11 protein-coding genes are annotated in these 14,046 nt (G+C 41.9%); 9 read left to right on the top strand and 2 right to left on the bottom strand.

Going from position 1 to position 14,046, the window contains the following annotated elements:
* Window positions 1-170: 170 nt before the first annotated feature.
* Window positions 171-392, bottom strand: coding sequence for a small acid-soluble spore protein SspI (gene sspI, locus ACFSMW_RS15320; protein ID WP_390357096.1), 222 nt, complete (start codon window positions 390-392; stop codon window positions 171-173).
* Window positions 393-486: 94 nt separating this feature from the next.
* Here sspI and ACFSMW_RS15315 point away from each other — a divergent pair, with 94 nt between their 5' ends.
* From ACFSMW_RS15315 to pheT, 3 genes are all read left to right on the top strand, one after another.
* Complete coding sequence (locus ACFSMW_RS15315) at window positions 487-1,242, top strand: TrmH family RNA methyltransferase (RefSeq protein WP_390357095.1); 756 nt, start codon at window positions 487-489, stop codon at window positions 1,240-1,242.
* 455 nt (window positions 1,243-1,697) lie between these two features.
* Window positions 1,698-2,732, top strand: a complete 1,035-nt coding sequence (pheS, locus tag ACFSMW_RS15310; RefSeq protein ID WP_390357094.1) for a phenylalanine--tRNA ligase subunit alpha — start codon at window positions 1,698-1,700, stop codon at window positions 2,730-2,732.
* A 20-nt stretch (window positions 2,733-2,752) separates the two neighbouring features.
* Window positions 2,753-5,185, top strand: coding sequence for a phenylalanine--tRNA ligase subunit beta (gene pheT, locus ACFSMW_RS15305; RefSeq protein ID WP_390357093.1), 2,433 nt, complete (start codon window positions 2,753-2,755; stop codon window positions 5,183-5,185).
* 141 nt (window positions 5,186-5,326) lie between these two features.
* Here the strand turns inward: pheT and rnhC are convergent, their stop codons facing one another.
* Window positions 5,327-6,265 (bottom strand): ribonuclease HIII, encoded by a 939-nt coding sequence (rnhC, locus tag ACFSMW_RS15300; protein ID WP_390357091.1) that lies wholly within the window; start codon window positions 6,263-6,265, stop codon window positions 5,327-5,329.
* 193 nt (window positions 6,266-6,458) lie between these two features.
* Between rnhC and zapA the strand changes: the two genes are divergently transcribed.
* From zapA to ACFSMW_RS15270, 6 genes are all read left to right on the top strand, one after another.
* Window positions 6,459-6,722, top strand: coding sequence for a cell division protein ZapA (gene zapA / locus ACFSMW_RS15295; RefSeq protein ID WP_390357274.1), 264 nt, complete (start codon window positions 6,459-6,461; stop codon window positions 6,720-6,722).
* A gap of 3 nt (window positions 6,723-6,725) precedes the next feature.
* Window positions 6,726-7,277 (top strand): CvpA family protein, encoded by a 552-nt coding sequence (locus ACFSMW_RS15290; RefSeq protein ID WP_390357090.1) that lies wholly within the window; start codon window positions 6,726-6,728, stop codon window positions 7,275-7,277.
* 232 nt (window positions 7,278-7,509) lie between these two features.
* On the top strand, window positions 7,510-9,249 hold the full coding sequence (polX, locus tag ACFSMW_RS15285; protein WP_390357088.1) for a DNA polymerase/3'-5' exonuclease PolX: 1,740 nt from the start codon (window positions 7,510-7,512) through the stop codon (window positions 9,247-9,249).
* A gap of 63 nt (window positions 9,250-9,312) precedes the next feature.
* Window positions 9,313-11,652 (top strand): endonuclease MutS2, encoded by a 2,340-nt coding sequence (locus tag ACFSMW_RS15280; protein WP_390357086.1) that lies wholly within the window; start codon window positions 9,313-9,315, stop codon window positions 11,650-11,652.
* A gap of 64 nt (window positions 11,653-11,716) precedes the next feature.
* Complete coding sequence (locus ACFSMW_RS15275) at window positions 11,717-12,130, top strand: DUF350 domain-containing protein (protein WP_390357084.1); 414 nt, start codon at window positions 11,717-11,719, stop codon at window positions 12,128-12,130.
* A 167-nt stretch (window positions 12,131-12,297) separates the two neighbouring features.
* Window positions 12,298-13,998 carry a long-chain-fatty-acid--CoA ligase gene (locus ACFSMW_RS15270; RefSeq protein ID WP_390357083.1) on the top strand — a complete coding sequence of 567 codons (1,701 nt, stop codon included), beginning with the start codon at window positions 12,298-12,300 and terminating at the stop codon, window positions 13,996-13,998.
* Window positions 13,999-14,046: the final 48 nt, after the last annotated feature.

The raw sequence follows: 14,046 nt of genomic DNA, 5'->3' as shown, positions 1-14,046 counted from the left end.
ACGTAAAACAGCGCTTCCACAAATTATCCGGGACTTTATCATCATTTTCGAATTTCGTTGAAAAATGTCGAAAGAAACGGCATATATATCGAGCTTGAAGCATTGTTTACCATAAAAAAACTCCTGGCATTTGCCTCCAGGAGTTAAATATGCTTTACCATGTGACTCTCTTAGGAAGTTGCTGCTTGCTCCACACCTTGTTTCAGTGCTGTCAGCATTTCCTGTTTTTCATCTTGTTGCGCCTGCTGCCAAATCAGCTCGAATAATACGCCCAGACCAGGCAGCATTTTTTCCTCACCATTTTGTATGGCATCAACGATTGTTGCTTCTAATTGCTGTTTGTCATTATCGGAAATATTGGCAATGATCGCCTTCCGAAGATTCAAGTCCATGCTATCACTCCTTGGCTCATCTTTAACAGATAGTTTGACCTGTTTTGTTAAAAATATGTATGATAGTAGCAGTGATTGGATGGGAATGGTGACAATGAAGGAGATAATATCTGTACAAAATGCAAAAGTGAAGCAATGGAGAAAACTGCATCATAAAAAAGGACGCGTAAAAAGCAACATGTTTTTAATGGAGGGATACCATCTTGTTGAAGAAGCACTGAAAAGTGATTGGAAGGTCCATGAGCTGATCATCAGCGAGGATATTGTGCAACTTCCTGAATGGATAAAGGGAGAAAATATCTATCAGTTGCGCAGCCACGTATTTGAGCATATATGTCAAACAGAGAATCCTCAGGGGATAGCTGCAGTTTTGGAAACAAAATGGATGAAGCCTGTATATGGAGCACGAAATCTTTTGCTGCTGGACAGGATTCAGGACCCAGGCAATCTTGGAACCATTATCAGAACAGCAGATGCTTGTGGTTTCGACGGCATCATTTTAGGAAGCGGCACGGTGGATGTGTTTAATGATAAAGTGATTCGTTCTACTCAAGGATCTATTTTTCATATTGCTATCGAACAAGCTGATCTTTCAGAAAAAATGAAAGAGCTGCAAAAGGATGGTTATTCCATTTGGGCGACAGCTTTAAGGAACTCACAAGATTATCAGCAAATAAAACCGACTGAAAAAATCGCATTGCTTCTTGGGAATGAAGGTTCAGGTGTCCAGGATACATTACTGCGATCAGCAGATGAAATCGCCAGAATCCCGATATACGGTAAGGCAGAATCGCTGAATGTAAGTGTTGCTGCTGGTATCCTGATGTACCATGTGAAGCATATCCACTGAATTTAATGTGGTGAAAAACAGGTGTGCTGAACCCAGAAGATGTTCGTATTTGCAAAAAAACGGTAAGTTATCTATAATATCTTAAAGAATTATAATATTACTGGCGTTGAAAGAGCTGGCAAACAAAATAAAAGCTTCCTAAGGGAGGGAATGCCATTTGACTGAAAGCATTTCTGTTGCGATTTTGTTTGCATTTCACTCTGGAGCTGACACTTAGACCTTGTGCATAATTTGGAAACTTTAATTCTGGCAACCTCTGGCGAATGCTGGGGCAGTACAAAGCAAATTATGTTTCCTTGCAGCCAAGTAAAGGTGTTCCGGAATTATCCGTTATCTGATTTCAAGTTGGACATGGGCGTTGTACACATGTCAACAAGGGTGGTACCGCGACAGTAAAACTCGTCCCTTTTTTGGGGATGGGTTTTTATTTTTGATGTAATAAGGAGGAAATGACGATGAAGGAACAACTGCAAGCCCTGAAGCAGGAAGCGATTGAAAAGATCCACCAGGTGCAAACACTGAAAGAACTTCAGGAAATCAAAGTGGCATACCTTGGTAAAAAAGGTTCTGTAACTAGTGTGTTGAAAGGGATGGGAAAATTAACCAAAGAAGAAAGACCCGTTGTTGGAGAAATCGCCAACCAAGTGAGGGCTGCCATTACGGAAGCGATTGATAACAAACAGCAAGTGCTGGAAAATGAAGCATTGGAAAAAAAGCTTGCGCAAGAAGCTATTGATGTCACCCTTCCCGCCAGACCGATTAAAAGTGGTGGACCACATTTGCTCACTTCAATTATGGAAGAAATCGAAGATATGTTTATTGGGATGGGGTTTGAAGTAAGAGAAGGACCACAGGTAGAGACGGATTACTTCAACTTCGAGGCATTAAATCTGCCAAAGGATCATCCTGCGCGCGATATGCAAGACACTTTTTATATCACGAATGAACTTTTGCTGAGAACCCAAACGTCTCCTGTACAAGCTAGAACCATGCAGTCTTATGGCGGTGACAAGCCGATCAAGATGATTTGTCCGGGAATCGTATATCGCCGTGACAACGATGATGCGACACATTCACATCAATTTACCCAAATAGAAGGGCTTTTTGTTGATAAGCATGTCCGCATGAGTGATTTGAAAGGTGTATTAGATGTGTTTGCGAAAAAAATGTTCGGTCAGGACAGAGAAATCCGATTACGCCCAAGCTTTTTTCCATTTACTGAACCATCTGTCGAGATGGATATTTCCTGTAAAGTCTGTGGCGGTGAAGGCTGTTCTGTCTGTAAAGGTACTGGCTGGATAGAAATACTTGGTGCAGGCATGGTGCACCCTCGCGTATTGGAAATGTCAGGATATGATCCGGCTGTTTATTCAGGTTTTGCTTTCGGAATGGGCCCTGAACGGATTGCAATGTTGAAATATGGTGTCAATGATATTCGCCAATTTTATACAAATGATAAGCGCTTTTTAAAACAATTTCATCAGGCTTAATAATTGAGGGAGGTAATCTTATGTTGGTTTCATTGAACTGGCTGCGTCAATATGTAGATATAGATAACATTACGCCGGAAGAACTGGCAGAAAAAATCACCAAATCAGGAATTGAAGTGGATCATATTGAGCATATAGCGGAAAAAAGTACGAATCTGGTAACAGGCTATGTCTCCTCGTGTGAAAAACACCCAGATGCTGATAAGTTGAATCTTTGCCAGGTAGATGTAGGTGAGGGCGAAACACTGCAAATCATTTGCGGCGCTCCGAATGTCGCACAAGGACAAAAAGTGGTTGTTGCGAAGCCTGGGGCAAGACTTCCCGGAGGAATCAAGATTAAAAAAGCAAAACTTCGCGGCATCGTATCCAATGGAATGATTTGCTCATTGAAAGAGCTTGGCTTTGAAGAGAAATATATTCCTAAAAACTTTGCTGACGGCATCTACGTATTTGCTGATGATGTGGAGGTAGGAATGCCTGTCGGGGAATTGTTGAACCTGAATGATGTTGTGTTGGAATTTGATTTGACACCAAATCGTTCTGATTGCTTAAGCATGATTGGGGTTGCATTTGAAGTTGCTGCCATTTTGGATCAGCCTGTGAAATTGCCTGAACCTGCTGTGGAAGCAATTGCTGATAGCGCCTCCGAATATATTAGCGTTTCCGTTATTGCTGGGGATTTATGCAAATATTATAGTGCGTATATGATTAAAGACGTTGTTATCAAGCCATCACCGCTATGGATGCAAAATTATCTGCAGGCCGCTGGCATTCGTCCAATCAATAATGTGGTGGATATCACCAATTATGTTTTGCTCGAGTACGGCCAACCGCTGCATGCGTTCGACTATGATCGTTTAGCCAGCAAGGAAATTGTTGTCCGCCGCGCGAAGGACGGGGAAAGCATTGTTACCTTGGATGATGTAGAAAGAAGACTTACGGCAGAGAATTTGGTAATCACAAACGGTTCTAAACCAGTGGCGCTTGCAGGGGTTATGGGTGGTGCAGAAACGCAAGTCGAAGATGATACGAAAACGATATTGTTGGAGGCAGCACATTTTAACCATTCCGCAGTGCGTGCCACAGTCAAAACAACTGGTCTGCGCAGTGAAGCAAGTACAAGGTATGAGAAAAAGGCAATAGATATAGCAAGGATCAACGAAGCCGGTCTGCGAGCCTGTCAGCTCTTGGAACAATATGCTTCTGGAAAAGTGCTACAAGGGGCCGCCGAGGTGGACTATCGTGAGGTGAAGCGGCCAGAGATAGCTATGGATACAGCTGACGTCAATGATCGATTGGGGACTCGGATGAGCGCGACTGAAATTGAAAATATTATACAGCGACTGCGCTTTGATTATGAACGAACAGATGCACATTTTCTTGTAAAAGCCCCTAGCAGACGTGGTGATATTCAGATCTATGAGGATATGTTGGAAGAAATTGCACGACTTTACGGATATGATAATTTGCCGTTCACATTGCCTAAGGGAGCAGCACAGGCAGGGGCACTTACTGAAACCCAGCAGCTGAAACGTAGAATGAAACAATATTTGCAAGGGATTGGAATGATGGAAACAGTCACGTACTCCTTGACAAACAGTGATTTCTCTAAAAGATTGGTCAGTCCGGAAGTTCGTGACATGCAGCCTAAGCCGATTTCTGTATCTATGCCGATGACAGAGGATCATCGTTATTTGCGGCTTAGCATTTTACCTGAGCTATTGAAATCAGCTGCCTATAATCGGGCTCGTAAACAGTTCGATATTGCCTATTTCGAAATGGGCAGTGTTTTTATAACCCAAGAAGAGGAGTTGACTGAGCAACCGTTGGAACAATTGCGCCTTTCAGGTGTATTATGCGGAAACTGGGTACAGCATGAATGGCAGCAAGAAATTAAAAAAATCGATTTCTACATTGTCAAAGGAATCGTGGAAGGACTGGCCGACTACTTGCGGCTTGATTTGGATTATACTGCAGAAGCCTTACCGGATATGCATCCAGGTCGCTGCGCTGTGCTGAGAACCGGAACGAAAGAAATTGGTTTTATCGGCCAGATACACCCGAAACTGGCCAAAGAAATGGATTTGAAAGAGACTTATGTGTTTGATTTGAATTTGTCGGAAATCATTGCCCAACACCATGTGGAGCCTGCTTACCATGCTATCAGCAAATATCCATCTGTGACTAGGGATGTTGCTTTTGTACTGGATGAATCAGTCGTTGCGGGTGATGTGGAAAAATTGATTCACAAAACAGGTCAGCCATTGGTAAACGAAACACATGTCTTTGACGTTTATAAAGGTGAAAATCTTTCGGAAGGAAAAAAATCGCTCGCATACAATATTGTTTTCCAGCATCCCGAAAAGACCTTGAAAGATGAAGAAGTAGATGAAAGTTTTCAAGCGATTATTTCCGCAGTGCAAAAACAATTTGATGCAGAAATACGCTCATAAAAAAAGATATGGCTGTGTTCCAGCCATATCTTTTTTTTGCATTTCTCTCGTGGTGCTTTTCTGATATCAAAGTACGCAAACGCAGGAAGGAGTGCATCGCCGACTGGATGCAAGTTCATTTATATAAACATCATTTTACCGTTAAAGTAGCTTTTTACCTTTGCCTGTATTAGCAAAGTGGACTTTGGCACAGGAGTCTAACGTGCGTTCCCCTTTTGTTGCAATTATTTTTGCAATGGCCTCATCCACGATTCTTGAAGCTCCTTTCGGCAGATGGATGCCAATCTGCTGAGACAACTTATCCATTTCACGTAAAAAAGCAGCCCTTGCCAGAATCGATCCGGCAGCTACAGCGATGGAATAGCTTTCGGCTTTCGTCATAAAGAATGTATTGTTTTGCAAAGCCAAATTTTCCGAAGTGATATACCTTTTGTAGACGTCCGGTTGGCAGAATTGATCTATCAGGATGCCGTCCAGTTCGGCATTGTCGATTTTTTCTACTAACTTGTCAATGGCGTGCTGATGAAGTACGCCTTTCATTTTTCCCTGGGACCAGCCGCGTTTTTGCAATTGGTTATATTTGGGATTATTTAATATTAACAAACTATATGGTATGTTCATATGAATGATTTCAGCGGCTAGTTTTTTTATTGTATCATCGGAAAGTGCTTTGGAATCCTTAACACCCATCTGTTTTAGCAGTGGAATATTTGCCGCATTTATATAAGCACAAGCGACGGTGATCGGCCCAAAATAATCACCTGTTCCTGCTTCATCAGAACCGATATGGCTTGCAGAAAATAAAGTTTGTGCAGGAAGGAGGCCGCTATTCTTTCGGGTAGCAACTTGTTTGGGAACGTGTCTGCTGCTTTGTCCCTGTGTCCATTTTTCTGCCTCAGCTTCAGGAGCCTTACCCTGAAATAAAATTTTTCCCGAACGGTAAGCAGTGACAGATGCATTACTTGTTTTTGCCCGAAACACCGCTCCAGGCGGTGGTGATTCCAAAAAATCCGTATAGTATTCTTTCATTGACTGAATTTGATTTTCTGCTAACTGCAGTACCAATTGTCCCAACGTCATCTCTCCAATCTACTGTACTGACTATAGCAAAAAAATGCGTCAATTGAAATGGGAAAACAATGAGAAAGAACAGTTCCCTAATCACCTGTCTTCATGTTAATATATGTATGTATCTAATTTGCAATTAACATTCGACAAAATTCAACAGTTTTATACCATTTGCTGCATCATACCAGCTTTTATAGGAGGAATTATTGTGTCCGGAGAAAAGAAACGGATTACAGTTGATATACATAATCGTTCATATACCGTTGTTGGCAAGGAATCAGAAAGCCATGTGAAATTGGTCGCCAGCCTGGTTGATCAAAAAATGAAGGAAATACAACAGATGAATCAAAGTCTGGATACAACCAGTCTCGCTGTACTGACGGCTGTTAACGCGATGAACGATTATATGAAACTTAAAGAAGAGTATGCAACATTGCTTGGCTCATTCAAAGGGAAAGAGGATAAATAACATATGGTCACTTTTATTATTATACTTTTATTGCTTTTCGGTTTTTTGATGGGACTGAAAAGAGGTCTTGTCCTGCAAGTGCTTCATTTTGTCGGTTTTATCGTAGCTTTTGTGGTGGCTGCGGTCTATTATGATGACCTGGCTAGCAAATTGGCAATTTGGATACCCTATCCAAACACGACGGATACGAGCTCTTGGGCGCAATTTTTACAGTCGATGCCAGTGGAACAAGCTTTTTATAATGCGATTTCCTTCGCGATCATTTTTTTCGCTGTAAAAATCATTGTCCAGATTATTGCTTCGATGCTTGATTTTGTAGCTTCTTTGCCTATCCTGAATTCCGTTAACAAATTGCTCGGTGCAATATTCGGTTTTCTGGAAGTTTACCTGATTTTATTCATTGTGCTCTACATCCTCGTGCTCATACCTGTTGATACCGTCCAGAATTGGATCAATCAGTCATCACTGGCGTTATTCATGATCGAAAAAACACCATTTTTGTCAGGAAAAATCCAAGATCTTTGGTTTGCAAAAATTAGCACGAGCATGCATTAATAGACACGTGAAGGCCGATTCGTATCAAAGGCATGAACCATTGCCTGAGGGAATTGGCCTTTTTCACCATAGAAACAGGAACAAGATGATCATTTTGATGACATACAGCAATGGAAATAGCCTTGTTTTATTCTGATATCCTTCTGTCGGAAACGGGGAGAACACAGGCTTTGTTCCACCGCTGTTTGTATCTTTTCTTACAAGAATAGCTGATTTGGAAAGAGTGACGAACATGGAAATGAACAAGAAAGATATTATCAGGTTACTAGAACAAATAGCTGTTTTGTTAGAGTTGAAAGGAGAAAATAGCTTTAAAATCGCTGCATACAGCCGCGCTGCGCAAAACATAGAGCGTGACAGCCGCGCATTATCGGAAATAGATGATTTTACAAAGATAAAAGGGATCGGCAAAGGGACAAGCAGCGTTATAATGCAATATATCCATGACGGTAAATCTGAAGCGCTGGAAGAATTGAAAAAACAAGTACCGGCAGGGTTAATACCGCTGTTGCAAGTTCCAGGACTAGGGGGCAAAAAGCTTTCAAGGCTCTACCAGGAATTGAATGTGACAGATGCAGAATCGCTAAGGGAAGCGTTGGTGAGCAAAGAGGTTGAAGCTTTGCCGGGCTTTGGAAAGAAATCTGCTGAGAAATTGCTTGCTTCTCTTCAAGAGATGGGGAAGCGGCCTGAACGTCTTCCTATAGCCGTTGTGTTGCCGATTGTTGAGAAGTTGAATCAACACTTGGAAACGATACCTGAAATCCGCGCATTTTCAATAGCCGGCAGTGTCAGGAGAATGCGGGAAACCGTGAAAGATATAGATTTTATCATCGCTACCGAACAGCCTGATATAGTTGGAAATAAATTATTGGATATCGAAAATGTCAAAGAAGTCATCGCAAAAGGACAAACGAAAGTCTCTGTCATATTGGCAGAGCAATATGATATTAACGTAGATTTCCGAATGGTGAAAGAGAATGAATTTGCTACCACTCTCCACCATTTCACCGGATCATCGGAGCATAATGTTCACATGCGTCAGCTCGCGAAGTCGCACGATGAGAAAATCAGTGAGTACGGAGTGGAGAATGTTGCCTCCCAGGAAATTCTACAATTCACTGACGAAGAGCAGTTTTATGCGCATTTCAATCTGCGGTATATACCTCCGGAGCTGCGCGAAGATAGTGGAGAAATTGAGGCATTTGCAGAACGTAAAATCGCAGAAGGATTACTGCACCTCTCGCATATCAAGGGTGACCTTCATATGCATACGACTTGGAGTGACGGTGCCCAGTCTTTGGAAGAGATGGCAGAAGCTGCGCGAAGAAAAGGCTATGAATACATTGCTATCACGGATCACTCTAAATTCTTACGGGTTGCAAATGGATTGGATGAGACAAGGTTAAGGAAACAGAAGGAAGAAATAAATAGACTAAATGAGAGATACGCTGACTTGCATATTTTCTCCGGAGTGGAAATGGATATTCTGCCAGACGGCTCCCTCGATTTTTCTGATAAATTTTTAAGAGAAATGGATTTTGTGATAGCGGCAATCCATTCTAGTTTCAGTCAATCACAAGAGCAAATCATGACCAGACTAAAAAACGCTATGAATAATCCTTATGTATCTTTGATTGCTCATCCAACTGGAAGATTGATTGGAAAAAGAGATGGTTATGCTATTGATATGGAAGAGCTAATTGCTACGGCTGCAGAAACAAATACAGCATTGGAAATCAATGCCAATCCTAATCGATTGGATTTAAGTGCTGCCTGGGCAAAGAAAGCACAGGAAAAAGGCGTGGTACTCTCAATCGATACGGACGCGCATAATTATTCGATGCTGGAGGATATGAAATATGGTGTTGCGACCGCAAGAAAGGGCTGGATAAGCAAGAATACAGTTATGAACACATGGACAGCAGAAAAAATCAAATCTTTCTGTAATCACAAACGTATGATAGAGAAGTAGTAATTGAAATGATCAAGCTGCAGATGGCATTTCCACCATTTGCTGACAAAGGGGCAACAAATTATGAACGAACGGGTATTTCGAGTGCTCGAATATCAGAAAGTGTTGAACGTTTTAGGCGATCAGGCACAAACAAAGCTTGGCAAAGATTTGGTTTTGTCACTAGCGCCATCGCTGGATTATCAGGAAATCGTCCACATGCAAGAGGAAACCGATGAGGCTGCGCAAATTTCACGCTTGAATAAAGTTATACCGCTTGGAGGCATATTTGATATCCGGGCGAGTGTGAAACGCAGTATTATTGGCGGATCGCTGAATATCCACGAACTGCTTGATATTGCCAGCACCATCTATGCCGGAAGGCAAATCAAGCTTTTCTTTGAAAATCTGGAGGAAGACTTACCGATCTTAAAAGAAATGGCTGATTTGATTACCCCTGTACATGAGGTTGAGACAGAAATAAGAAATTGTATGGATGAACACGGGTATGTGATGGATAGCGCGTCAGCAAAACTGCGCAGTATCAGGACAACCATCCGGACAAATGAAGGGCGTATACGGGAAAAACTCAATGAATATACCAAAAGTAAGAGTAATATGCTCTCGGACGCTATCATTACTATTAGAAATGAGAGATATGTTTTGCCTGTAAAGCAAGAATATAAGGCGGCTGTCGGCGGAATTGTCCATGATCAATCAGCTTCTGGTCAAACGCTATTTATGGAGCCAAAAGCCGTTGTGGAATTGAATAACCGCTTACAGGAAGCAGCATTACAAGAAAAACAGGAAATAGACCGGATTTTGCAAAAACTGACTGAATATGTGGCTGAACATGCTTCTGCTTTGCTGGCCAACGTTGATATTTTAACAAAAATTGATTTCATCCATGCGCGGGGTAAATTGGCGCAAAAAATGAAAGCGGCCAAACCAACCATGAATGCGCAAGGGTTGATTAAGATGCAGCAGGCAAGGCATCCGCTGATAAGTGCGGAAGCTGTGGTGGCCAACGATGTGGAAATAGGGGATAGGTATACCTCTATTGTCATTACCGGTCCGAATACGGGCGGCAAAACAGTAACAATCAAGATGATCGGCCTCTGTGTGCTGATGGCGCAATCCGGACTTCAAGTACCTGCACTGGATGGTTGTGAATTAGGAGTTTTTAAAAACGTATTTGCAGATATTGGGGACGAACAGTCTATTGAGCAAAATTTGAGCACATTTTCTTCTCACATGACTAATATCGTTCAAATATTGGAGGAAGTGGATGATAAGTCGTTGGTGCTTTTTGATGAGCTCGGCGCCGGAACTGACCCCCAGGAGGGGGCGGCACTTGCAATGGCAATTCTGGACGAAACAATTTCCCGAGGGGCTCGTGTCATAGCAACTACCCATTACCCTGAATTGAAGGCCTATGGATATAACAGGCAAAATGTGATTAACGCATCCATGGAATTTAATGTCGATACGCTTCAGCCGACTTACCGTCTGCTGATCGGTATTCCTGGGCGCAGCAACGCGTTTGAAATATCACAGCGGCTTGGGCTTAGTCAGCAAATCATTAAACATGCAAAAAAATTAGTTGGTACGGATTCGAAAAGTGTTGAGAATATGATTGCTGCATTAGAAAAAGCACAAATCGGCGCACAGCAGGAATATGAACAGGCAGAGCAGGTTTTACAGGACAGTGAGAGACTGCAGCAAGACTTGAAACGCGAATGGCAGGATTTTAAAGACAAAAGAGAAAAATTATACCGAAAAGCAGAAGAAAAGGCTGGCAAGGCCCTGGAAAAGGCTAAAGATGAAGCTGAAAAAATCGTTTCCGATATTCGCAATATGAAGACTGAGGCGGAATTGAAAGAACATAAATGGATCGAGGCGAGAAAATCTCTTGAAGCGGCTATGCCTGAACTGACTTCCAAAAAGCCGGATAAAAAAATTGTAAATAAACAAGAAAAAAATTTCCATCCTGGTGATGATGTAAAACTGCTGTCACTTGATCAACAAGGAACTATCGTTGATAAAGTCAATGACAGTACCTATTTGGTCCAAGTTGGCATCATGAAAATGAAAGTCAAAAGCAAGGATATGCAGGTAGTGAAAACAAAAAAACAAGATTATGAAAAACCATTGGCAACTGTAAAGGGCTCCAGTTATCATGTAAGTCCTGAACTGGATCTCCGCGGTGAAAGGTATGAAGATGCCTTGTTGAAGTTGGAGAGGTATCTCGATGATGCCATGCTTGCAGGATATCAAAAAGTTTCAGTCATACACGGAAAAGGTACTGGTGCGTTGAGAAAGGGTGTAGAAAATTATCTGAAAGGCAACGGCTCCATTGCTGGTTTTCGCTTTGGTACGATGGGAGAAGGAGGAAGCGGGGTAACGATAGTAGAACTGAAATAAAACAGGTTGAATATCTGTTGAAACTCCAGGTAGGAATACATCAACAGTAGGAAGGAGTATTGCAGTGGAGGGATTTTGGGAAAATCTGTATATAGCAACCTTTGCCAGGTATACTGTCGTAATCCTTTGTTCTGTCGTTTTTCTTGCAATTTTCGAATTAGTGACAGCATATAAAAATTGGAAAGAAATCAAAGAAGGGAATGTCGCCGTGGCCATGGCAACCGGAGGTAAAATTTTCGGGATCGCAACTATTTTCCGCTACTCTATCGAGCACCATGATTCTTTATTGCAAAGTGTTGGATGGGGGGCGTTCGGTTTTGTTCTGCTGCTTGCCGGATATTTCCTATTTGAATTCTTGACCCCATCATTTAGAATTGATGAAGAAATCGGCAATGGAAATCGGGCAGTCGGTTTTATTTCTCTGATGATTTCAGCCGGTTTGTCGTTTGTGATTGGTGCAAGTATCATTGCAGGATAGGAGCAGGACATATGGAAACGTTAGCTAAAATATTAATTGTTGTCGCATTTTTATTTATTGTCATCGGAGTTGTCTATTTAATTTAAGTAAAAAAAGAATAATTAAGTTTCAAAAAAAAGTAATAAGTCGGTATAATGGATATAAGCTAACATAAAGGAGGAATGAAGATGACCGTACAAAAGCCTTGGTTAAATGCGTATCCCAAAGAAATACCGACTTCTATTTCTTATGATGAAAAACCTTTGTACGCATTCTTAGAAGAATCCGCTGACAAATATGACAAAAAGAAAGCGCTTCACTTTATGGGTAGAGAAATGTCCTTTTCAGAAGTATATCAACAGTCAAGAAAGATGGCCCATTATTTACAAACTGCAGGTGTGGAAAAAGGTGACAGGGTGGCCATCATGCTGCCTAATTGTCCACAATCCGTGATAAGCTATTATGGTGCATTACTGGCAGGAGCGACTGTGGTCCAAGTCAATCCGTTGTATAAGGAAAGAGAATTGGAATATCAGCTGAATGATTCAGGGGCCGTCGTGCTAGTATGTCTGGATATTCTTTTGCCTACTGTCAGTGCCATTCGTTCCAGCACTTCTGTTGCACACTTGATTGTCACTGGCATCAAAGATTACCTGCCGTTTCCTAAGAATGCGATTTACCCTTTTCTGCAGAAAAGACAGACGAAAATGGTCATCAATCTGGAGGAAAACGAGGATACACATATCTGGAAACACATTATGAAACATAGTGCTCCAGACTATAAGGAAGTCGTCATTGATCCAAAGAATGATTTGGCACTTCTGCAGTATACAGGTGGTACTACCGGCTATCCCAAAGGGGTGATGCTTACGCATTACAATCTTGTTGCCAACGTTCAGATGATTCAAGCATGGCTCTATAAGTCCAAGCCGGGAGAGGAGATAATACTGGGCATTTTGCCTTTCTTTCATGTATACGGGATGACAGCTGTGATGAATTTATCAATCATGTTCGGCAGCAAGATGGTGTTGTTGCCAAAATTCGATGCGAAAGATGTTCTGAAGACAATTGATAAAATGAAACCAACATTGTTTCCAGGCGCACCGACGATTTATGTAGGTTTATTGAACCACCCAGACATGCATAAATATGACCTCTCATCTATAGAAGCATGCATTAGCGGTTCAGCCCCTTTGCCAGCCGAGGTACAGTCCAAGTTTGAAAGTGTTACAAGTGGACGGCTTGTAGAAGGATACGGATTGTCGGAAACCTCGCCGATTACTCACGCCAATTTTGTTTGGAATAATCGAGTAAACGGGAGTATAGGTGTGCCGTGGCCAGATACAGCCGCGAAAATTATCGACATGGAAACAATGGAAGAAGCAGAAATTGGTGATGTTGGTGAATTGGCTGTGAAAGGTCCGCAAGTGATGAAGGGATACTGGAACAGGCCGGAAGAGACGGAGAATGTGCTAAATGAAGATGGCTGGCTGTTGACTGGAGATCTTGGATATATGGATGAGAACGGCTATTTTTACATTGTAGACCGAAAAAAAGATATTATTATAGCTGGGGGTTATAATGTTTACCCGCGGGAAGTGGAAGAAGTGCTTTATGAACATGAGGCGGTCTTGGAAGCAGCAGTTGCCGGGGTGCCTGATCCTTACAGGGGCGAAACAGTCAAAGCCTACGTTGTCTTAAAAGATGGTCATCAAGTCAGTGAAGAAGAATTAAATAGTTATTGCAGGAAAAAACTGGCTGCGTTCAAAGTCCCGCGTATTTATGATTTCCGGGAAGAACTTCCAAAAACGACTGTTGGAAAAATACTAAGAAGGCAATTGGTGGAGGAAGAGAAAACAAAAAACAGACAGACCAAAGCAAGCATATGACCTTTTTAAACTGATTGACAAGCTTTTGATTGACAATGTTCCATTCTA

The organism is Tigheibacillus halophilus (assembly GCF_042683165.1).
GTDB classification, from domain to species: domain Bacteria; phylum Bacillota; class Bacilli; order Bacillales; family Amphibacillaceae; genus Tigheibacillus; species Tigheibacillus halophilus.
The sequence above is the reverse complement of the archived record's forward strand: the minus strand, read 5'-3'. Positions and strand labels throughout refer to the sequence as shown.

Coding starts and splice junctions, on each gene's coding strand:
- sspI (WP_390357096.1), bottom strand. CDS start 392: ATGGACTTGAATCTTCGGAAGGCGATCATTGCCAATATTTCCGATAAT.
- ACFSMW_RS15270 (WP_390357083.1), top strand. CDS start 12,298: ATGACCGTACAAAAGCCTTGGTTAAATGCGTATCCCAAAGAAATACCG.
- ACFSMW_RS15280 (WP_390357086.1), top strand. CDS start 9,313: ATGAACGAACGGGTATTTCGAGTGCTCGAATATCAGAAAGTGTTGAAC.
- ACFSMW_RS15315 (WP_390357095.1), top strand. CDS start 487: ATGAAGGAGATAATATCTGTACAAAATGCAAAAGTGAAGCAATGGAGA.
- polX (WP_390357088.1), top strand. CDS start 7,510: ATGGAAATGAACAAGAAAGATATTATCAGGTTACTAGAACAAATAGCT.
- pheS (WP_390357094.1), top strand. CDS start 1,698: ATGAAGGAACAACTGCAAGCCCTGAAGCAGGAAGCGATTGAAAAGATC.
- rnhC (WP_390357091.1), bottom strand. CDS start 6,265: ATGACGTTGGGACAATTGGTACTGCAGTTAGCAGAAAATCAAATTCAG.
- pheT (WP_390357093.1), top strand. CDS start 2,753: ATGTTGGTTTCATTGAACTGGCTGCGTCAATATGTAGATATAGATAAC.
- ACFSMW_RS15290 (WP_390357090.1), top strand. CDS start 6,726: ATGGTCACTTTTATTATTATACTTTTATTGCTTTTCGGTTTTTTGATG.